The sequence below is a fragment of the Streptomyces sp. NPDC057287 genome (assembly GCF_042667905.1).
Classification (GTDB): domain Bacteria; phylum Actinomycetota; class Actinomycetes; order Streptomycetales; family Streptomycetaceae; genus Streptomyces.
On sequence record NZ_JBHUYV010000003.1, the window covers coordinates 342,880 to 363,300 of the forward strand.

17 protein-coding genes are annotated in these 20,421 nt (G+C 70.3%); 16 read left to right on the plus strand and 1 reads right to left on the minus strand.

Annotation, left to right across the window (positions count from 1 at the left end):
- Positions 1–130: 130 nt before the first annotated feature.
- The 9 genes from ACFUNE_RS08060 (at position 131) to cimA (ending at position 9,739) form a co-directional block, all read left to right on the plus strand.
- Positions 131–730 (plus strand): TetR/AcrR family transcriptional regulator, encoded by a 600-nt coding sequence (locus ACFUNE_RS08060; RefSeq protein ID WP_383563869.1) that lies wholly within the window; start codon positions 131–133, stop codon positions 728–730.
- 279 nt (positions 731–1,009) lie between these two features.
- Positions 1,010–1,138, plus strand: coding sequence for a hypothetical protein (locus ACFUNE_RS08065; protein WP_376369187.1), 129 nt, complete (start codon positions 1,010–1,012; stop codon positions 1,136–1,138).
- Between the two features lie 103 nt (positions 1,139–1,241).
- The gene (locus tag ACFUNE_RS08070) at positions 1,242–2,285 is read left to right on the plus strand and encodes a 3-isopropylmalate dehydrogenase (protein ID WP_383563873.1); all 1,044 of its coding nucleotides are present in this window, start codon (positions 1,242–1,244) and stop codon (positions 2,283–2,285) included.
- 282 nt (positions 2,286–2,567) lie between these two features.
- Positions 2,568–3,671, plus strand: a complete 1,104-nt coding sequence (locus ACFUNE_RS08075; RefSeq protein ID WP_383563876.1) for a branched-chain amino acid aminotransferase — start codon at positions 2,568–2,570, stop codon at positions 3,669–3,671.
- Between the two features lie 136 nt (positions 3,672–3,807).
- Complete coding sequence (gene ureA / locus ACFUNE_RS08080; protein WP_383563879.1) at positions 3,808–4,494, plus strand: urease subunit gamma; 687 nt, start codon at positions 3,808–3,810, stop codon at positions 4,492–4,494.
- The gene (locus ACFUNE_RS08085; protein WP_383563882.1) at positions 4,494–6,176 is read left to right on the plus strand and encodes an urease subunit alpha; all 1,683 of its coding nucleotides are present in this window, start codon (positions 4,494–4,496) and stop codon (positions 6,174–6,176) included. The genes ureA and ACFUNE_RS08085 overlap by 1 nt, the downstream gene beginning before the upstream one ends.
- Positions 6,177–6,184: 8 nt before the next feature.
- Entirely contained in the window at positions 6,185–7,207 is a 1,023-nt protein-coding gene (locus ACFUNE_RS08090) for an agmatine/peptidylarginine deiminase (RefSeq protein WP_383563885.1), read from the plus strand.
- Positions 7,208–7,211: 4 nt separating this feature from the next.
- Positions 7,212–7,853, plus strand: coding sequence for a TetR/AcrR family transcriptional regulator (locus tag ACFUNE_RS08095; protein ID WP_383563888.1), 642 nt, complete (start codon positions 7,212–7,214; stop codon positions 7,851–7,853).
- Between the two features lie 278 nt (positions 7,854–8,131).
- Entirely contained in the window at positions 8,132–9,739 is a 1,608-nt protein-coding gene (cimA, locus tag ACFUNE_RS08100) for a citramalate synthase (protein ID WP_383563890.1), read from the plus strand.
- 68 nt (positions 9,740–9,807) lie between these two features.
- Here cimA and ACFUNE_RS08105 read toward each other — a convergent pair whose 3' ends face one another.
- A complete protein-coding gene (locus tag ACFUNE_RS08105; protein ID WP_383563892.1) occupies positions 9,808–11,676 on the minus strand; it encodes a lectin in 1,869 nt (622 codons plus the stop codon).
- A 289-nt stretch (positions 11,677–11,965) separates the two neighbouring features.
- Between ACFUNE_RS08105 and ACFUNE_RS08110 the strand changes: the two genes are divergently transcribed.
- The 7 genes from ACFUNE_RS08110 (at position 11,966) to ACFUNE_RS08140 (ending at position 20,340) form a co-directional block, all read left to right on the plus strand.
- Positions 11,966–12,940 carry a LacI family DNA-binding transcriptional regulator gene (locus tag ACFUNE_RS08110; RefSeq protein ID WP_383563894.1) on the plus strand — a complete coding sequence of 325 codons (975 nt, stop codon included), beginning with the start codon at positions 11,966–11,968 and terminating at the stop codon, positions 12,938–12,940.
- 133 nt (positions 12,941–13,073) lie between these two features.
- Complete coding sequence (locus ACFUNE_RS08115; protein WP_383563896.1) at positions 13,074–14,753, plus strand: ABC transporter substrate-binding protein; 1,680 nt, start codon at positions 13,074–13,076, stop codon at positions 14,751–14,753.
- An 18-nt stretch (positions 14,754–14,771) separates the two neighbouring features.
- Complete coding sequence (locus tag ACFUNE_RS08120) at positions 14,772–15,827, plus strand: ABC transporter ATP-binding protein (protein WP_383563898.1); 1,056 nt, start codon at positions 14,772–14,774, stop codon at positions 15,825–15,827.
- Positions 15,824–16,804 (plus strand): ABC transporter permease, encoded by a 981-nt coding sequence (locus ACFUNE_RS08125; protein ID WP_383563900.1) that lies wholly within the window; start codon positions 15,824–15,826, stop codon positions 16,802–16,804. The genes ACFUNE_RS08120 and ACFUNE_RS08125 overlap by 4 nt, the downstream gene beginning before the upstream one ends.
- Before the next feature lie 5 nt (positions 16,805–16,809).
- Entirely contained in the window at positions 16,810–17,895 is a 1,086-nt protein-coding gene (locus ACFUNE_RS08130; protein ID WP_383564168.1) for an ABC transporter permease, read from the plus strand.
- Complete coding sequence (locus tag ACFUNE_RS08135) at positions 17,892–18,878, plus strand: ABC transporter ATP-binding protein (protein ID WP_383563902.1); 987 nt, start codon at positions 17,892–17,894, stop codon at positions 18,876–18,878. The genes ACFUNE_RS08130 and ACFUNE_RS08135 overlap by 4 nt, the downstream gene beginning before the upstream one ends.
- A gap of 49 nt (positions 18,879–18,927) precedes the next feature.
- Complete coding sequence (locus ACFUNE_RS08140; protein ID WP_383563904.1) at positions 18,928–20,340, plus strand: GH1 family beta-glucosidase; 1,413 nt, start codon at positions 18,928–18,930, stop codon at positions 20,338–20,340.
- The last annotated feature ends 81 nt before the right edge of the window (positions 20,341–20,421 follow it).

A 20,421-nucleotide genomic window follows, 5' to 3' on the forward strand; every position in this document is an offset into this window, starting at 1 on the left:
GTCAATACCGACCACCTGGTAAGTATCTCCCGGGATCGAATCTCCGGGGGCGGAATCGCCGGAGGGTTGAATGGGATCCGATGCACCGAAGTGACGGCCGGAACGGTCCGGCGGACCGGGAGAGTGGCGAGTGACGGCCGATACGAGGCGCGGCTACGCGAAGGGCCGTGCGAAGCGGCGCGAAATCCTCGACCAGGCCATGTCCCTGTTCGGTGAGGCGGGCTACCGGGGCGCCTCGCTGCGGGTGATCGCCACCCGGTGCGGAATCTCGCACACCGGGCTGCTGCACCACTTCCCGACCAAGGAGGCGCTGCTGCTCGCGGTGCTCGAACACCGCGACGACGTGGACGACGAGTGGCTCTCGCTCGGCGGCACCACGGGCGTGCGGCGGCTGCGCCGGTTCGCCGAACTGGCCGAGCTGAACGCCGCGCGGCGGGGGATCGTCGAGCTGTTCTCGGTGGTCTCGGCCGAGGCGACGGCCGCCGACCACCCCGCCCACGGATACTTCGTGCGCCGCTACGAGAATTCGGTCGCGGGCGCCCGGCTCGCCTACGAACAGGTGCGCCTGGAGGGTGCCCTGCGGGCGGAGATCGCCCCCGACGACGCCGGGCGGCAGCTGATCGCCCTGATGGACGGTCTCCAGGTGCAGTGGCTGCTCAGCGACTGTGCGGCGGACATGGCCGGTGTGCTGCGCGCGCACATCGAGGCGCAGCTCACCGTGGATCTCTGAGGCTCCGCCCCCTCCGCGGGCGGTGTCCGTCCGTGCGGCCGTCTCAGATAGTAGGAAGTCCGAGTATCTGTAGAGACAGATGGGCCGAGCTGTCCTAACTTTGTAGGAGCCGAACGAATCGCTGATCCAGCGACCGGCGTGCGTGAGCGTGCCACGAAGCAGGCAACCCCTGCGGCATCCGCTCCCCGCCCCTTCAGGCGCTTCGAAATCCCGATCTCGACATCCGTTGCGCGAAGTCCCGATCTCGAAATCCACGCGATCTCAAGGAGCTGATCCCTCATGGCCGAGACCACTGTCCGCCGCGTCCGTCACACCCCCCGCCCCGCCGAGTCGGAGCGCAAGAACGCCGCAGCAGCCCTCCAGCGGGCCCTCGACCGCCGGGACAACGGCGGTTCCACCGGCCACTGAGGGTGCGTTCCCACCCTGTGCCGACGTTTCCGGACAGCCGTCGGGATGTCCGCATCATGGACATCGAATGTCATGGGGTGGGACGGAAGGCTAGGGTGCCTCTATGTCTCGCAGCATCGATCTCGCAGTGATCCCCGGCGACGGTATCGGCCAGGAGGTCGTCACCCAGGGCCTCAAGGTTCTCAACGCTGTTCTCCCGCAGGATGTGAAGCTGGAGACCAAGGAGTACGACCTAGGCGCCCAGCGATGGCACCGCACCGGTGAGACCCTCCCGGACGCGGAGCTCGAAGCCCTCAAGGGCCACGACGCCATCCTGCTCGGCGCCATCGGCGACCCGTCGGTGCCGTCCGGCGTGCTGGAGCGCGGGCTGCTGCTGAAGCTCCGCTTCGCCTTCGACCACTTCATCAACCTGAGGCCGTCGAAGCTCTTCCCGAACACCGCGACCCCGCTGGCCGGCCGTCCCGAGATCGACTTCGTCGTCGTCCGCGAGGGCACCGAGGGCCCGTACACGGGCAACGGCGGTTCCCTGCGCACCGGCACGGAGCACGAGGTCGCCACCGAGGTCAGCGTCAACACCGCCTACGGCGTCGAGCGCGTCGTGCGTGACGCCTTCGCGCGTGCCGCCGCCCGCCCGCGCAAGAAGCTGACGCTGGTCCACAAGAACAACGTCCTCGTGTACGCGGGCCACCTGTGGAAGAACACCTTCGACAAGGTCGCGGCCGAGTACCCCGAGGTCTCCACCGACTACCTGCACGTCGACGCCGCGACGATCTTCTTCGTGACGCAGCCGGAGCGCTTCGACGTCATCGTCACCGACAACCTCTTCGGCGACATCCTCACCGACCTCGCCGCTGCCGTGACCGGCGGCATCGGCCTGGCCGCGTCCGGGAACATCAACCCGACGGGTGCCTTCCCGTCCATGTTCGAGCCGGTGCACGGCACCGCGCCCGACATCGCGGGCCAGGGCAAGGCCGACCCGACCGCCACGATCCTCTCCGTCGCCCTCCTGCTGCGCCACCTCGGCTACGAGGCCGAGGCCGTGCGCATCGAGGAGGCCGTCTCCGCCGACCTCGCGGAGCGTGACGGGCAGAACGCGCGCACCACCGACGAGATCGGCGACGCGCTCGCGGTACGCGTAGCGAGCTGACCCGACGCCTCCACTTCGAAGCCGCCGGGTCGCAACCGCACCCGGCGGCTTCACCTCGCGGTCTCCGGGTGCCACCATCGACCCCTGGACCGCGTTTTCGCGTCGCCCTCGTGCCCCACCGCAAACACATCATTTCGTGCAGAGCCGCCCCCGGGAGATAATCGAACGGGACCGCGGCTCGCGGTAGAGCTCGGACGTCCTACGACCTGTCCGGCAGCCGCCGGGCGGGAGCGGGCGTGAGCGCGGTCCATCACACACAAGACCGGTGAAGGACACGCACTCATGACGACGCCCACGATCGAGCTCAAGCCCTCCTCGAACCCGCTGTCCGACGCGGAGCGCGAGGCGATCCTGGTGAGCCCCGGCTTCGGCCGTTACTTCACCGATCACATGGTGACCATCCGCTGGACCGAGGGCCGCGGCTGGCACGACGCCCAGCTCGTGCCCTACGGGCCGCTGTCGATGGACCCGGCCAACATGACCCTGCACTACGCGCAGGAGATCTTCGAGGGCCTCAAGGCCTACCGCCAGCCCGACGGCACGGTCGCGACCTTCCGCCCGGAGGCCAACGCGGCCCGCTTCCAGCGCTCCGCCGCCCGGCTCGCGATGCCGGAGCTGCCGGCCGAGACCTTCATCGAGGCCTGCGACGTGCTGGTCCAGCAGGACCGGGCCTGGGTTCCGGCGCACGGCGGTGAGGAGTCCCTCTACCTGCGCCCGTTCATGATCGCCGCCGAGGTCGGCCTGGGGGTCCGGCCCGCCAACGAGTACCTCTTCCTCGTCATCGCCTCTCCCGCCGGCGCCTACTTCCCCGGCGGTGTGAAGCCGGTCTCCATCTGGCTCTCCCAGGACCGGGTCCGCGCCGTCCCCGGCGGCATGGGCGACGCCAAGACCGGTGGCAACTACGCCGCCTCCCTCCTCGCCCAGGCCGAGGCCGCCGCGCAGGGCTGCGACCAGGTCGCCTACCTCGACGCCGTCGAGCACAAGTGGGTCGAGGAGCTGGGCGGCATGAACCTCTACTTCGTGTACGGGCAGGAGGACGGCAGCAAGCGGATCGTCACCCCTTCCCTCACCGGCTCGCTGCTCGCCGGCGTCACCCGTGACTCCCTCCTCACCGTCGCCCGTGACCTCGGCTACGCCTCCGAGGAGGGCCGCGTCTCCATCGACCAGTGGCGCGCCGACACCGAGAACGGCACCCTCACCGAGGTCTTCGCCTGCGGCACGGCCGCCGTGATCACGCCCGTCGGCACCGTGAAGTCCGCGGGCGGCGAGTGGATCCAGGGCGACGGCACGCCCGGCGAGGTCACCCTCAAGCTGCGCGAGCGCCTGCTGGACATCCAGCGCGGCATCGCCGAGGACACCCACGGCTGGATGCACGAGCTCGGCTAGTCGCCTGCTCCCGCCCGCGAAGGCCGCGCCCCTCACCGGGGGCGCGGCCTTCGCCGTTCCGCCATCGCGCGCCGCGCGTTTTGAGCGCTGCTCAAAACGTGGTTAGAGTGCTGCTCCAACCAGGAGGTGCCGAGACGTGCGACTGACCCCGACCGAACGCGACCGTCTGCTGCTCTTCGGAGCCGCCGAGCTTGCCCGGGCGCGGCGCGCCCGCGGTCTGCGGCTCAACGTCCCCGAGGCGACCGCCCTGATCGCGGACACCGTCTGCGAGGCGGCCAGGGACGGACGCAGGCTGGCCGAGGCGATCGAGGCGGCCCGTGCCGTGCTGGGTCCCGACGACGTGCTGCCCGGCGTGGCCGACGTGGTCACCGAGGTCCATGTGGAGGCCGTGTTCGACGACGGTTCCCGCCTCGCCGTCGTCAGTGCCCCGCTCGCCGGCGGCACGCTCGGCGACGAGGCCCCAGGAGCCCTGCTCCCCGGCCCGGCGACGCCCGATCCCGAGCCCCCGGTGCGGATCACCGTCCGTAACACCGCGACGGTCCCGGTCAGCGTCACGTCCCACTTCCACTTCTTCGAGGCCAACCCCCGGCTCGACTTCGACCGGGCCGCGGCCTACGGGATGCGGCTGGGCGTGCCGGCCGGGTCCTCCGTCCGCTTCGGCCCGGGGGAGACGGCCGAGGCGGCGCTCGTCCCCATCGGCGGCGGCCGGATCGCGATCGGCTTCGCCGGGCTCGTCGACGGGCCCCTGGACGCGCCGGGTGCGAAGGAGGAGGCGCTGCGCAGGGCGGCGGCCTGCGGCTACCTCGGAGCGGAGGAGAACTGATGGATCCCCACGAGTACGCCTCCGTGCACGGACCGCGCGCCGGCGACCGGGTCAGGCTCGGCGACTCCGGGCTCACCGTCCGGGTGGAGTCCGACGCCCAGAAGCAGGGGGACGAGTTCCTCGCCGGATTCGGCAAGACGGCCCGCGACGGCCTGCACCTGAAGGCCGCCGCCGTCCGGGGGACCTGTGACGTCGTCATCAGCAACGTGCTGGTCATCGATGCCGTGCTGGGGATCCGGAAGGTCTCGGTCGGCATCCGTGAGGGCCGTATCGCCGCGATCGGACGGGCCGGCAACCCGGACACCCTCGACGGGGTCGACGTGGTCGTCGGCACGGGCACGACCATCGTCTCGGGCGAGGGCCTGATCGCGACGGCGGGCGCCGTGGACCCCCACGTCCACCTGCTCTCCCCGCGCATCATGGAGGCGTCCCTCGCCTCCGGCGTGACCACGATCATCGGCCAGGAGTTCGGCCCGGTCTGGGGCGTCGGCGTCAACTCCCCGTGGGCCCTGCGGCACGCCTTCAACGCCTTCGACGCCTGGCCCGTCAACATCGGCTTCCTGGGGCGTGGCTCGTCCTCCCACGAAGCCCCGCTGGTGGAGGCGCTCGCCGAGGGCGGTGCGTGCGGATTCAAGGTCCACGAGGACATGGGCGCCCACACCCGCGCCCTGGACACCGCCCTGCGGGTCGCCGAGGAGTACGACGTCCAGGTCGCCCTGCACAGCGACGGGCTGAACGAGTGCCTCTCCGTCGAGGACACCCTGAGCGTGCTCGAAGGCCGCACGATCCACGCCTTCCACATCGAGGGCTGCGGCGGGGGGCACGTGCCCAACGTGCTGAAGATGGCGGGCGTCCCCAACGTCATCGGCTCCTCCACCAACCCGACGCTCCCCTTCGGCCGCGACGCCGTCGCCGAGCACTACGGCATGATCGTCTCCGTCCACGACCTCAAGACCGACCTCCCCGGTGACGCCGCCATGGCCCGTGACCGGATCAGGGCCGGGACCATGGGGGCCGAGGACGTGCTGCACGACCTGGGTGCCATCGGCATCACCTCGTCCGACGCGCAGGGCATGGGCCGGGCCGGGGAGACCGTGCGCCGCACCTTCGCCATGGCCGCGAAGATGAAGGCCGAACTCGGCCCGATGGAGGGCGACGGTCCCGGCGACGACAACGCCCGGGTGCTGCGCTACATGGCCAAGCTGACCATCAACCCCGCCATCGCCCACGGCCTCTCCCACGAGGTCGGCTCCATCGAGACGGGCAAGCTCGCCGACATCGTCCTCTGGCGCCCCGAGTTCTTCGGTGCGAAGCCGCAGCTGGTCCTGAAGGCGGGCTTCCCCGCCTACGGGGTCACCGGTGACCCCAACGCCGCCACGGACACCTGCGAACCCCTCGTCCTCGGACCGCAGTTCGGCGCGTACGGGGCGACGCCCGCCGACCTCTCGGTCGCCTTCGTCGCGGAGGCCGCCACCCAGCTCGGCTCCGACCTGATGCCCACCCGCCGCCGGCGGGTGGCCGTCCGCGGGACGCGCGGCATCGGCCCCGCGGACCTGCGCCTGAACTCCCGTACCGGACAGGTCGGCGTCGACGGCGAGACCGGGCTCGTCACCCTGGACGGCGACCCGCTGCGCTCACCGGCCGCCGAGTCCGTCTCCCTCAACCGCCTCTACTTCCTCTAGGACCCGCGATGACCTTCCGCATGCCGCCCGAGTGGGCACCGCACGAGCGCACCTGGATGGCCTGGCCCGGCCCCAACCCCACGTTCGCCACCGACGCCGAGCTCGACGAGGCCCGCGCCGCCTGGGCCTCCGTCGCCCGCGCCGTACGCCGCTTCGAGCCGGTCACCGTGATCGTCGGACCCGGCCAGGAGGACAGCGCCCGGGCGCTCCTGGGCCCGGACGTCGAGACGGCCGTACGCCCCCTCGACGACGCCTGGATGCGGGACATCGGACCGACCTTCGTCGTCGACGACGAAGGCGGGCGACTCGCCGCCGTCGACTGGACGTTCAACGGCTGGGGCGCTCAGGGCTGGGCGCGCTGGGAGCACGACCGGCACATCGCGCGCGGTGTCGCCGAGCTGGCCGGAGTGCCCGTGCACAGCTCGCCGCTGGTCAACGAGGGCGGCGCGATCCACGTGGACGGCGAGGGCACCGTGCTGCTCACCGAGACCGTCCAGCTGGGGGAGGAGCGCAATCCGGGCTGGAGCCGGAAGGCCGTCGAGGAGGAGATCCACGCCCGCCTCGGCACCGAGAAGGCGATCTGGCTGCCACGGGGCCTGACGGGGGACTACGGCACCTACGGCACCCTCGGCCACGTCGACATCGTCGCCGCCTTCGCCCGCCCCGGTGTCGTCGTCGCCCACGTCCAGCCCGACCCCTCCCACCCGGACCACGGGATCACCCGCGAGACGGTCCGGATCCTGCGGGCCGCCACCGACGCCCGGGGCCGCCCGCTGGAGGTGGTGGAGATACCGGCGCCGACCGTCCTCCGGGACGCCGACGGCGAATGGGCCGACTACTCCTACATCAACCACTACCTCTGCAACGGCGGAGTGGTCCTCTGCGCCTTCGACGACCCGAGGGACGAGGAGGCGGCCGCCGTGTTCGGCGACCTGTTCCCCGACCGTACGGTGACGCTCGTCGACGCCCGTACGATCTTTGCCGGTGGTGGAGGCATCCACTGCATCACGCAGCAACAGCCCAGGACCTGAGACCGTGACCCGAACCCCGCGCCGCCGCAACATCGCCCCGCCCAGGGAGGACGTGCTCGCCGCCGTCATGGCCACCGTCGCCGAGCGCGGGCTCGACGGGCTCACGATGGCGGGGCTCGGCCGCGAGGTGCAGATGAGCAGCGGGCACCTCCTCTACTACTTCCGCACCAAGGACGAGCTGCTGCTCCAGACCCTGGAGTGGAGCGAGGCCCGGCTGGGCGCCGAACGCCGGGCCCTGCTCGCCGGCCCCGGCACCGCCCGGGAGCGGCTCGACGCCTACATCGCGCTGTACGTGCCCGACGGCCACCGCGACCCGCACTGGACGCTCTGGCTGGAGGTCTGGAACCGCTCGCAGGACGCGGACGACGACGCCCGCGCCCGGCAGGCGGCCATCGAGGACGCCTGGCACGGCGACCTGACGGAGCTGCTGGCCGACGGCATCGCGCGCGGCGAGTTCACCACCGTCGACACGGACCGGGCCGCGACCCGGCTGCGCGCGCTGATGGACGGGTTCAGCGTCCACGTCACCGTCGGGATCCCCGGCACCGGGCGGGAGCGGGTCCTGGACGAGATGCGCACGTATGCGGACGAGACGCTCACGCCCCCCGCCGTCACCCGTGCGACGGACGTCGCGCCCGCATCCTGAGACGGGCACAGACGCGGGAACGGCGCTGTGCCAGACTGCGTGCGTGTCCTCGTTCGCCATGATTATCGGCAGCAGGCGCGCCGGTCCGCAGTGACCGTCCCGTACCACCACGTACGGAACGGACATCGTGCCCCAGACCCGCGCGCAGACCTCTCGCACCCGCGAGGGGTTTTTTCGTTTTCCGGCCCACACCACGGCCGGGGCGAGGCCCGCGAGATGATGGGGGCAAGTGGAGCCGATTCGTCCGGATCCGCTCACCCGACAGGAGTCAGATCAGCATGACCACCAAGGCCACAGCCCCCGACGACACCTTCCATGTCTTCGACACGACCCTGCGCGACGGTGCGCAGCGTGAAGGCATCAACCTGACGGTCGCGGACAAGCTGACCATTGCCCGGCATCTGGACGACTTCGGCGTGGGCTTCATCGAGGGCGGCTGGCCCGGCGCCAACCCCCGTGACACCGAGTTCTTCGCGCGGGCCAAGCAGGAGATCGACTTCGAGCACGCCCAACTCGTCGCGTTCGGCGCCACCCGCAGGGCCGGCGGCAAGGCCGCCGAGGACCCGCAGGTGCGGGCGCTCCTGGACTCGGGTGCCCCGGTGATCACCCTGGTCGCCAAGTCGCACGACCGGCACGTGGAACTGGCCCTGCGCACCACTCTGGAGGAGAACCTGGAGATGGTCCGCGACACCGTCTCCCACCTCCGGGAGCAGGGCCGCCGGGTCTTCGTCGACTGCGAGCACTTCTTCGACGGCTACCGCGCCAACGCCGAGTACGCCAAGTCGGTCGTGCGCACCGCCCACGAGGCCGGCGCCGATGTGGTCATCCTCTGCGACACCAACGGCGGGATGCTTCCGGCCCAGGTCCAGGCCGTCGTCTCCACCGTCCTCGCCGACACCGGCGCCAGGCTCGGCATCCACGCCCAGGACGACACGGGCTGCGCCGTCGCCAACACCCTGGCCGCCGTCGACGCCGGCGCCACCCATGTCCAGTGCACCGCCAACGGCTACGGCGAGCGGGTCGGCAACGCCAACCTCTTCCCCGTCGTCGCCGCCCTGGAACTCAAGTACGGCAAGACCGTCCTCCCCGAGGGCGCGCTCGCCGACATGACCCGGATCTCGCACGCCATCGCCGAGGTCGTCAACCTGACGCCCTCCACCCATCAGCCCTACGTGGGCGTCTCCGCGTTCGCGCACAAGGCCGGACTGCACGCCTCCGCGATCAAGGTCGACCCGGACCTCTACCAGCACATCGACCCGGAACGCGTCGGCAACACCATGCGGATGCTCGTGTCCGACATGGCGGGCAGGGCCTCGATCGAGCTCAAGGGCAAGGAGCTCGGCATCGATCTGGGGGACGACCGCGCTCTTGTCGGCCGGGTCGTCGAGCGGGTCAAGGAGCGCGAACTCAAGGGCTACACCTACGAGGCGGCCGACGCCTCCTTCGAACTGCTGCTGCGCGCCGAGGTGGACGGCCGGCCCCGCCGCTACTTCCGCATCGAGTCCTGGCGGGCCATCGTCGAGGACCGCCCCGACGGCACCCACGCCAACGAGGCGACCGTGAAGCTCTGGGCCAAGGGCGAGCGGATCGTCGCCACCGCCGAGGGGAACGGCCCGGTCAACGCCCTGGACCGCGCCCTGCGCGTCGGCCTGGAGCGGATCTACCCGCAGCTCGCCAAGCTGGAGCTGGTCGACTACAAGGTGCGCATCCTGGAAGGCCGCACCGGCACCGACTCCACCACCAGGGTGCTGATCACCACGGGCGACGGAACAGGGGACTGGGCGACGGTCGGCGTCGCCGAGAACGTCATCGCGGCGTCCTGGCAGGCGCTGGAGGACGCGTACACCTACGGTCTGCTGCGGGCCGGCGTCGAGCCCACCGACTAGGACGGGACGGCCGGCCGCGGCAGGACACGCGACCGCCGTCGCGCGTCCTGCCGGACCGGAGCCTTCTCCTACTGGAGCCGCCACTTCTGGTTGGCGGCCCCGGTGCAGGTCCAGATCTGGACGCGGGTGCCGTTCGCCGAGGACTGGCCGGTCACGTCAAGACACTTGTCCGCGGCCGTGTTGACCACGTCCCCCGTCGAGGCGTTGTACGTCCAGCGTTGCGCGCCGGAGCCGTTGCAGGTGTACAGCTGGACCTTTGCTCCGTCGGCCGTGGAGCCCGACGTGACGTCGAGGCAGGCGCCCAGCACCTTGACGGAGCCGTCCGCGCCGACCGTCCAGCGCTGGTTGGCCGCGCCGGAGCAGTCCCAGATCTGGACCGGGGTCCCGTCGGCGCCGGTGTTGCCCGTGGCGTCCAGGCACTTGCCGCCGACGCCGGTGAGGGTGCCGGCGGTGCCGGAGGAGCCTGACTGGGTGCCCGACCAGGTGAACGTCGCCGAGGTGCGGCCGGGCAGGGAGTAGGTGAACCTCTGCCCGCCCCAGTTGACGGTGATCTGCTGGGCGGACGCCGAACCGTTGTAGGCGATCAGGGCCTTCGAGCCGTCCGGGTTGCGCCAGGCGACGTTGGGGACGGTCGAGGCGGCGGTGGAGGCGATGCGGGCGGCGCCGGGCCGGACGTACTTCGTCAGGTGGCCCATCGTGTAGTACTCGATCGTGTAGTCGACCTGGCCGTGCCTGCTGTCCCCGTTGTGCACGGTGACCAGCCCGTCGCAGGTGCCGCAGCCCCCGTTGTGCGGGCCCCGGTTCTGGTCGACGGCCAGCGACCACTTGGTGACCGACTTCGCCCAGTTGCGGGTGTAGTCGATGATGTTGAGCATGTCCTCGCGCTGCTGGTCGGCGATCCAGGTGCCGCCCGAGTGCTCGGTCTGGAAGGCGTCCAGCTGCGGGTACTGGTTGTGCACGGCCGTCTGCTTCGCGATGTCACCGCCGTAGCCGTGCCAGGCGATCCCGCCGAAGTTGGGATGGCTGCGCACCGCGGCGTCGTCGACCGTCGGGGCGGCGTACGCGTCGTAGCTGTCCCAGTTCCAGTCGTGCGCCAGCACCTTGGTCGCCAGGCCCGCCGACAGGAGCTTCGGCAGCAGCTCGCTCTTGGTGAAGTAGGCCAGCCCCGAGCCGTTCCAGCTCATCGAGGGGTAACCGGAGCAGCAGGTCGGCTCGTTCTGTGCGGTGACGTAGTCGACCGGGACGCCCTGTGCCTTCCATGCCTGGAGGTACTTCACGAAGTAGCTCGCGTAGGCGCCGTAGTTCTCGGCCTTCAGCCAGCCGCCGTTGAGCTGCCCGTTGTCCTTCATCCACGCCGGGGCCGTCCACGGGGAGGCGACCGTCGTCAGGGCCGGGTTGAGCTGCTTGGCCTGCTGGGTGAGCGGCAGCACGTCCTGCAGATCGTGTGCGATCGAGAAGTTGGCAAGATTCGGGTCCGTCTGTCCGGCCGGCATGTCGTCGTAGGTGTAACCGAAACGCGCGAGGTCGGATCCGCCCATCGGATTGCGTACGAACGACAGCCCGATGCCCTCGGTGGGCGAGAAGAGCTTCTTCATCGTCGCGTCACGGGTCGCCTGGCTCAGTGCCCCGCTGCCCTTCATCAGCCAGGCCGCGGTGTCCGTGAACGAGGCGCCGCCGCCGGTGAAGGTCTGGTAGCGGGTGTTCTCGTCGACGGTGATGTTGGTGCCGGAGCCGCCGTTGCCCGCGCCGAAGGCGACCGGCGTCTGGGCCTGGAGGCCGCGGGTGACATGCCGGCCGCCGGAGTCGTCCGTGGTGGTCAGCACGATGTTCACGGTCTCGCCGGCCGCCTGCGCGGGGCCGGCGGAGAGGCCGGCCAGTCCCGCGGTCGCGAGCGCCGTCGCGACGAGGACTCTCGCCGTTCTGCTGGTCCGAATCATGGCTGCTGCCTTTCTCGGCAGGGTGTGGGGAAGGTGCCGTCGAACGAGCCGTGAGTGAACTGCTCTTACGTGCTCACGTCAAGAGCTGCGTCTGTTCAAGAAGTGAACGAAAGTCTTGTGGGAGCTGCTTCGATCATGGGTACGGACCAATCTCGGTGTGAAGTATTGACGCCTCTGTTCCGGCGGGGTTAACTCCAGCCGCAACGCCGGTACCGGTTCCGGTACCGGTTGCGGAACCGGTACCGAAGCCCGGCCGACCCCCTGTCCTGCCTTGTCCCTGGAGGCCCCGTTGCGTGTCACCATCGCCGATGTCGCCCGCGAGGCCGGCGTCAGCAAGACGACCGTGTCCCGGGTCATCAACCTCAAGGGCGAAGTGGACGGTTCGACGGCCTCCCGCGTTCGTGAAGTGATCGCGGACCTCGGCTACGTACCCAGCTCCGGCGCCGTCGGGCTGGCACGCGGCCGCAGTCGCACGGTGGGCCTGCTGGTGCCGTCGTTCACCTGGCCGTGGATGGGTGAGGTGCTCCAGGGGATCGTCGACACCGTGGAGGCCGCCGACTACGGGCTGCTGCTCTTCACGTGCACCCGGGGGGCGGAGTCCGTCAAGCGCTTCACCACCCAGGTGTCGGCGCGCGCCTTCGACGGGCTCGTCGTCGTCGAACCGGAGAACACGCTCGACCAGCTCACCGAACTGCACCGCTCCGGGCTGCCGATCGTGCTGATCGACGACCGGGGCCACCACCCCGAATTCCCCTCCGTCGTGACCACCAATCACGAAGGAGGAGCGTCCGCCGCCCGTCACCTGCGGGATGCGGGGCGCACCAGACCGCTGGTCGTAACCGGTCCGAAGCACTTCGGCTGCGTACGCGACCGCCTCGCGGGCTTCCGGTCGGTCCTGCCCGCCGGGCTGGTCGTGGACGGGGACTTCACCGAGGGCCGGGGCCGGCTCGCCGTGGAGGAACTCCTGGCGTCGGGAACGGAGTTCGACTCGGTCTTCGCCCACAACGACATCAGCGCGGCCGGTGTCCTGCGCGCCCTGAGAGCCGCCGGCCGCCGCGTACCCGACGACATCGCGGTGGTCGGCTTCGACGACATCCCGATGGCCCAGCACACCGAACCACCCCTCACCACCGTGCACCAGCCCACCCGGCAGATGGGCGAGGCGGCCGCCCGCCTGCTCCTCTCCCACCTCGGCGGCACCGCCGTACCGGACGGACCGGTCGTGCTGCCCACCGAACTGGTCGTGCGCCACTCGGCGCCGTAACGGACCCGGCTCCGCCGGTCACCCGTCCGCATCCCCGAACCCGCCGCACCAGAACACACCTCACCGCACCCGGCGCTTCGAGCGCTGCCCACACCACCGGATCTCCCAGACCCGCAGTCCTCCTGGAGTCGCCATGTCCGTACGTCGTCGTCACACTCTGAGAGCGCTCTCAGCCGCCATCGCGGTGGTCGCGCTCGCCGCCGGCTGCTCGTCAGCCAACTCTGGCGCGAACAAGGGGGGCGGGGCAGGCGCCTCCGGCGTGCTGAACCTCGGGAAGCCCGACGGGCCGCAGACGAACAACAGCAACCCGTTCCTGGCCACCTCGGCGAGCGCCACCCTCGGCTACCGGTACATGATCTACGAGCCGCTGGCGATGACCAACATGATCCGCCCCACGGACAAGGCGGACCCCTGGCTCGCGACCGCGTGGGACTGGGAGTCCAACTTCACCAAGCTCACCTTCACCCTGGACGACCGCGCCAAGTGGGCCGACGGCAAGCCGCTGACGGCCGAGGACGTCGCGTTCACCTTCGAGCTGCTGAAGAAGCACCCGGCGCTCAACGGCAACGGCATCCCCTACGACGGTGTCGCCGTCGAGGGCGAGAAGGTCGTCCTGACCTTCAAGGAATCGCAGTTCGTCAACCAGAACAAGATCATATCGACCTATGTCGTGCCCAAGCACATCTGGGAGAAGGTCGAGAACCCCGAGACCTGGCCCAACCGGACCCCGGTCGGCTCCGGCCCGTACAAGCTGAAGACCTTCACCCCGCAGACCACCACCCTGACCGCCACGCCCACCTACTGGAAGGGCAAGACCAAGGTCAAGGAGCTGCGCTACAGCACCTACAACGACAACAGCGCCGCGACCACGGCCCTGGCCAACGGCAAGCTCGAGTGGTCGTTCGTCTTCATGCCGAACTACAAGCAGCTGTACGTCGCCAAGGACCCGAAGAACCACAAGCTCTGGTTCCCCTCGGGGCTCGGCATCCACGGCCTGTGGTTCAACACCGCCCGCAAGCCGTTCGACAACCCGGCCCTGCGCAAGGCGATGGCCATGGTCGTCGACCGCAACGCGATCCACGTGCAGGCGCAGGCGACGCTCTACCCGGAGATCACCAACCCGACCGGCATCCCGCTGCCCGCCGGTGATCCGTTCCTCGCCCCGGAGTACAAGAGCGCCACCACGAAGCCCGACATCGACGGCGCCAAGGCGCTGCTCAAGGACGCCGGCTTCAAGCTCAGCGGCGGCGTCCTGAAGGACCCGAGCGGCAAGCCCGTGAAACTGACCTTCACCGACCCGGCCGGCTGGAACGACTACATCACCGGGCTCTCGATCATCAAGGACAGCATCAAGCAGCTGGGCATCGAGGCCAAGGTCAAGACCCAGACCGCCGAGGCCTGGACGAACGACGTCGCCGTCGGCAACTTCGACGCCACCCTGCACTGGACCAACAGCGGCGCCACCCCGTACGACATGTACCAGAACATCATGGACGGGGCGATCCTCCAGCCCGTCGGCAAGGCCTCCCAGCTCGGCAACTTCGGCCGCTTCAAGAGCCCCGAGGCGACCGCCGCGCTGAAGGAGTACGCCAACGCCACGGACGACGCGACGCGCACCAAGGCCATGAACGCCCTCCAGAAGATCATGGTCGAGCAGGCCCCGCTCATCCCGACCGCCGCCGCCCCCATCGGCGCCGAGTACTCCACGAAGAACTGGGTGGGCTGGCCGACCGAGGCGGACCCGTACGCAGCCCCGCAGCACACCCAGCAGGACGCGCTGGAAGTCGTGCTGAACCTGAAGCCCGCCAAGTAAGCACGGGAAGAACCGGCCATGACCACCGAACAGTCCCAGGACGTGCGCACCACGACGGATGTGGTGCTCGAAGCACGCGGAGTCACCAAGCACTTCCCCGTACGGCGCACCGGCAAGGACCTCCTCACCCGCAGCCGCCGTACCGTCCACGCCGTCGACGACGTCTCGCTGAAGCTCCGGCGCGGCACCGTCACGGCTCTGGTGGGGGAGTCCGGCTCGGGCAAGTCCACCGTCGCACGGCTGCTCGCCCAGCTGTACCCGCTCACCGCGGGGGAGATCGAGCTGGGCGGCACGGCGGTGAAGGCCGGACGTGGCCGGTCCTTCCGTAGATACGTCAAGCAGGTCCAGCTGATCTTCCAGGACCCCTTCGCCTCGCTCAACCCCGTGCACACCGTGCGCTACCACCTGTCCCGCGCCCTGAAGATCCACGGCCGGGCGGGGAGCGGGGACGCGGAACTGGAGACCAACCTGGCGGCTCTGCTGGAGCGCGTCCAGCTGACTCCTCCTCATCAGTACCTGGACAAGTTCCCGCACGAGCTGTCCGGAGGGCAGCGCCAGCGCGTCGCGATCGCGCGCGCGCTCGGCGCCGACCCCCAGGTCCTGCTCGCCGACGAGCCGGTGTCGATGCTGGACGTGTCGATCCGGCTCGGCGTCCTCAACCTGCTCCGCGACCTCAAGGAGCGCCTGCACCTGGCGATCCTCTACATCACCCACGACATCGCGTCCGCCCGCTACTTCGCCGACACGACCCTGGTGATGTACGCCGGCCGGATCGTCGAGGGCGGTGACAGCGAGACCGTCACCCAGCACCCCGCGCACCCCTACACCCAGCTGCTCATCGCCTCCGCGCCGGACCCCGACCGGGTCGCGGACACCGAGGCGCAGGAGGAGACCGGGAGCGGCGAGCCGCCCTCCCTGATCGCCCCGCCGGCCGGATGCCGCTTCCACCCCCGCTGTCCCAAGGCCATGGAACGCTGCCGCACCGAGCTGCCGCCGCGCTTCGACCTGGCCGACGGCCAGTGGGCCGCGTGCTGGCTGTACGAAGGGACCACCGCCGAGGGAGCAGCGAAGTGAAGTACATCCTCCAGCGGTTCGCCTTCTACGCGGTCACCGCGTGGGCGGCCGTCACCATCAACTTCCTGATCCCGCGCATGATGCCGGGCGACCCCGTCGACGCTCTGATGAGCCGCTACCAGGGACAGCTCGACACCACGGCCATCGCCTCGCTGAAGGCGCTGTTCGGACTCGACGAGAACCAGTCCGTCTGGTCGCAGTACACCGACTACTGGTCGCACCTGCTCGACGGCGACCTCGGGCTCTCCTTCACCTTCTTCCCGACCCCGGTCGGCGAGGTGATCTCCCAGTCGCTGCCCTGGACGCTCGCCCTGGTCGGGATCACCACCCTGATCAGCTTCCTGCTCGGCACCGGCATCGGCGTCTACAGCGGGTGGCGGCGCGGCTCCTGGCTGGACGGGCTGCTGCCCGTGACCACCTTCATCTCGGCCATCCCGTACTTCTGGCTGGGTCTCATAGCCATCGCGGTGTTCGCGGTGAAGTGGCAGATCTTCCCCGCCGCCGGGGGCTACGACAACTCCCTGGTGCCCGCCTTCGACTGGCCGTTCATCTCCAGCGCGCTCTACCACGGGGTGCTCCCCGGCGTCACGATCGTCCTGAGCGCCATCGCCGGATGGATCCTCGGCATGCGCAACATGATGGTGACGGTCTCCTCCGAGGACTACGTCATGGTGGCGCAGGCCAAGGGGCTCTCGGAGCGGCGCGTGATGTTCTCCTACGCCGCGCGCAACGCCGTCCTGCCCAACATCTCGGGCTTCGCGCTCTCGCTGGGCTTCATCGTCGGCGGCACCCTGCTCGTCGAGATGGTCTTCTCCTACCCGGGCATCGGCTACCAGCTCTTCCAGGCCGTCGGAGCCAAGGACTACCCCCTCATGCAGGGCGTCTTCCTGATCATCACGCTCTCCGTGCTCGCCGCGAACCTGCTGGCCGACATGGCCTACGCCCTCCTCGACCCCCGCACTCGTAAGGAGGCATGACGACTGTGTCCGTCACCGCCACCGACGTCGCCGTACTGGACGACCCGCCCACCCCCGCCGCGGCCGGCCGGGCGAGGTTCCGCTTCCTGCGCGGAGGGAAGACCCGCACCGGGCTGCTGATCCTCGCGTTCTTCGTGATCCTCGCCGTGGCCGGCCCCTGGCTCGCCCCGTACGACCCGGACGCGATGAGTGACCAGCTGCTGCAACCGCCGTCCGGGGAACACTGGTTCGGGACGACCCAGACCGGGCAGGACGTCCTCTCCCAGATCCTGGTCGGCACCCGCGGCGTGCTGCTCGTCGGGTTCCTCGCCGGCATCCTGGCGACCGTGCTGTCCGTGCTCATCGGGGTCAGCGCGGGATTCCTCGGCGGAGCCGCCGACGAGATCCTCTCGATGCTCTCCAACATCTTCCTCGTCATCCCCGGCCTGCCGCTGATCATCATCATCGCGAGCTTCGTCGAGGACACCGGGGACCTGCTGATCGCCGCCGTCATCGCCCTGACCTCCTGGGCCTGGGGGGCGCGCGTGCTGCGGGCCCAGACCCTGTCGCTCCGGCGCCGCGACTACGTCGAGGCGGCGCGGGCCACCGGCGAGTCCACCTGGCGGATCATCCTGTTCGAGGTCATGCCGAACCTCACCGCCGTCATCGCGTCCGGCTTCGTCGGCACCGTCATCTTCGCGGTCCTCTCGGAGATCACCCTCGCCTTCATCGGCGTAGCCGACATCTCCCACTGGAACTGGGGGACCGTGCTCTTCTGGGCCCAGTCCAACCAGGCCCTCGCCCAGGGCGCCTGGTGGTGGTTCGTCCCGGCCGGCCTGTGCATCGCGCTCCTGGGTACGGCGCTCTCCCTCATCAACTTCGGCATCGACGAGTTCGTCAACCCGCGCCTGCGCACGGCGACGGGCTCCTCCCGCACCGTCCGGATGCGGGTCGGCTTCACCCCCGTGGCCCGCGCCACCGCCTCCGGGGAACCGGTGCCGCCCGCGTTCACCCCGGTGGTCCGCGACGGCGTGACCCGGCCGCCCGGTGTGTCGGCCCCGTCCGGCACACCCGACTCGCCCGGCAAGCCCAGCAAGGAGCACAGCGCATGACCGCCGAGCCGATCCTCACCATCAGCGGCCTGAACGTCGACTACGGCACCGGCGTGAGCGGCGTCCACGCGCTGCGGGACATCGATCTCACCCTGCACCGCGGTGAAGTCCTCGGCCTGGCCGGCGAGTCGGGCTCCGGCAAGTCGACCCTGGCGTACGCCGTCACCCGGCTGCTCTCGCCGCCCGGAGTGATCACCGGCGGCGACGTGCACTACCACCGGCCCGGTGGTGAGGCCGTCGACCTCCTCGCCCTGAGCCCGGACGAGCTGCGCGCCTTCCGCTGGCAGGAGCTGTCGATCGTGTTCCAGGGGGCGATGAACTCGCTGAACCCCGTGCACACCGTCCACAGTCAGCTCACCGACGTCCTGACCGCGCACCGCCCCGGCATGCGCGCCGCCGAACGGACCGCCCGGGCCGAGGAGCTGCTGAACCTCGTCGGGATCTCCGCCGACCGGCTCGCCGCCTACCCCCACCAGCTCTCCGGCGGCATGCGCCAGCGCGTGATGATCGCGATGGCACTCGCCCTGGAGCCCGAGATCGTCATCATGGACGAGCCCACCACCGCGCTGGACGTCGTGATGCAGCGGCAGATCCTGCGCAAGCTGGTGGAGCTGCGCGAGCGCCTGTCGTTCTCCGTCGTGTTCATCACCCACGACATCTCGCTGCTCATCGAGTTCTCCGACCGGATCGCCATCATGTACGGCGGTCGCATCGTGGAGCAGGCGGGGGCCGCCGAGATCTACCGCGATCCCCGCCACCCCTACAGCGAGGGGCTGCTGCACTCCTTCCCCGCGCTGCACGGACCCAGGCGCGAGCTCACCGGTATCCCCGGCTCACCCCCGCACCTGTCCGCGATGCCCGCCGGCTGCGCCTTCCACCCCCGGTGCGGCAAGGCCTTCGACCAGTGTTCCCAGAAGGTCCCGGTCCTCGCCGCGCCGGACGCCGGCCAGGACCGCGAGGTCGCCTGCTGGCTGCACCACTGACCGCACCACCGCTCACCACCCCACAGCACAACCGGAGTTACGGAGACCCATGAATCTCGTCACGCCCCGCAGCAGCCTGCACCCCGCCGCCGTCCAGGGACTCCCCGCGGACTTCCGCTGGGGCGTGGCCACCTCCTCGTACCAGATCGAGGGCGCCGCCTCCGAGGACGGCCGCACCCCCTCCATCTGGGACACCTTCTGCCGGGTCCCGGGCGCCGTGCACCACGCGGAGCACGGAGACGTGGCCTGCGACCACTACCACCGGATGCCCGAGGACGTGGAGCTGATCGCCGGCCTCGGCGTCGACACCTACCGCTTCTCGCTCGCCTGGCCGCGCATCCAGCCGGGCGGCCGGGGCCCCGCCAACGCCAAGGGCCTCGACTTCTACAAGCGGCTCGTCGACGAGCTCCGGGGCAGGGGAGTCACCCCCTGGATCACGCTCTACCACTGGGACCTGCCGCAGGAGCTGGAGGACGCGGGCGGCTGGCCGGCCCGGGACACCGCCCTGCGGTTCGCCGAGTACGCCATGCTCGCCTACGAGGCGCTCGGCGACCGGGTCGAGCACTGGACGACCCTGAACGAGCCGTGGTGCTCGGCGATGCTCGGATACGCCTACGGGGCGCACGCCCCCGGCCGCAGCGACATGGGCGACGCCATGGGCGCCGTCCACCACCTGCTCCTGGGCCACGGCCTCGCCGCCCGGCAGATGCGCGAGGCGGCGGGGAGCAACCCCCTCGAACTCGGCATCACCCTCAACCTGGGCACCGCCACCCCGGAGACCGGCAGCGAGGCCGACCGGGAGGCCTGCCGCCGCGCCGACGGCATGGGCACCCGCCTGTACCTCGACCCGATCGTCCACGGGAGCTACCCGCAGGACGTCGTCGACGACCTCGCGGCCCAGGGGATCGAGCTGCCCGTACGGGACGGCGACCTGGAGGCCATCGCCACCCCCCTCGACGTCCTCGGCGTCAACTTCTACCGGGGCGCGCTGTTCTCCGGAGTCACCGAGGAGGGATCGCCGACCGACGCCGACGGCCTCCCCGTCGTCCGCGGGGTGGAGCGCGACCTGCCGCGCACCGCCATGGACTGGGAGATCACCCCCACCGAGCTCACCCATCTGCTGACACGGCTCCAGCGCGACTACGCGCTGCCGACCGTCATCACGGAGAACGGGGCCGCCTTCGACGACACCGTCGCCGCGGACGGCTCCGTGCCCGACACCGACCGCACCGCCTATCTCGCCGACCACATCGAGGCCGTGGCCGAAGCACGCCGGCAGGGCGCAGACGTCCGGGGCTACTTCGCCTGGTCGCTGATGGACAACTTCGAGTGGGCCTACGGCTACGACAAGCGGTTCGGCATCGTCCGCGTCGACTACGACACGCAGGTGCGGACGCTCAAGGACAGCGCCAAGTGGTACCGCGACACGATCCGTCTCACGCGTGAATCCCGCACCGGCTGATCCCTGTCGGTGGGTGTTCGACCACAACCAGGCGTGATCCTCGACCTCGCCCTCGGCGGCGCCTGTCCCGCCGGCTGGAAA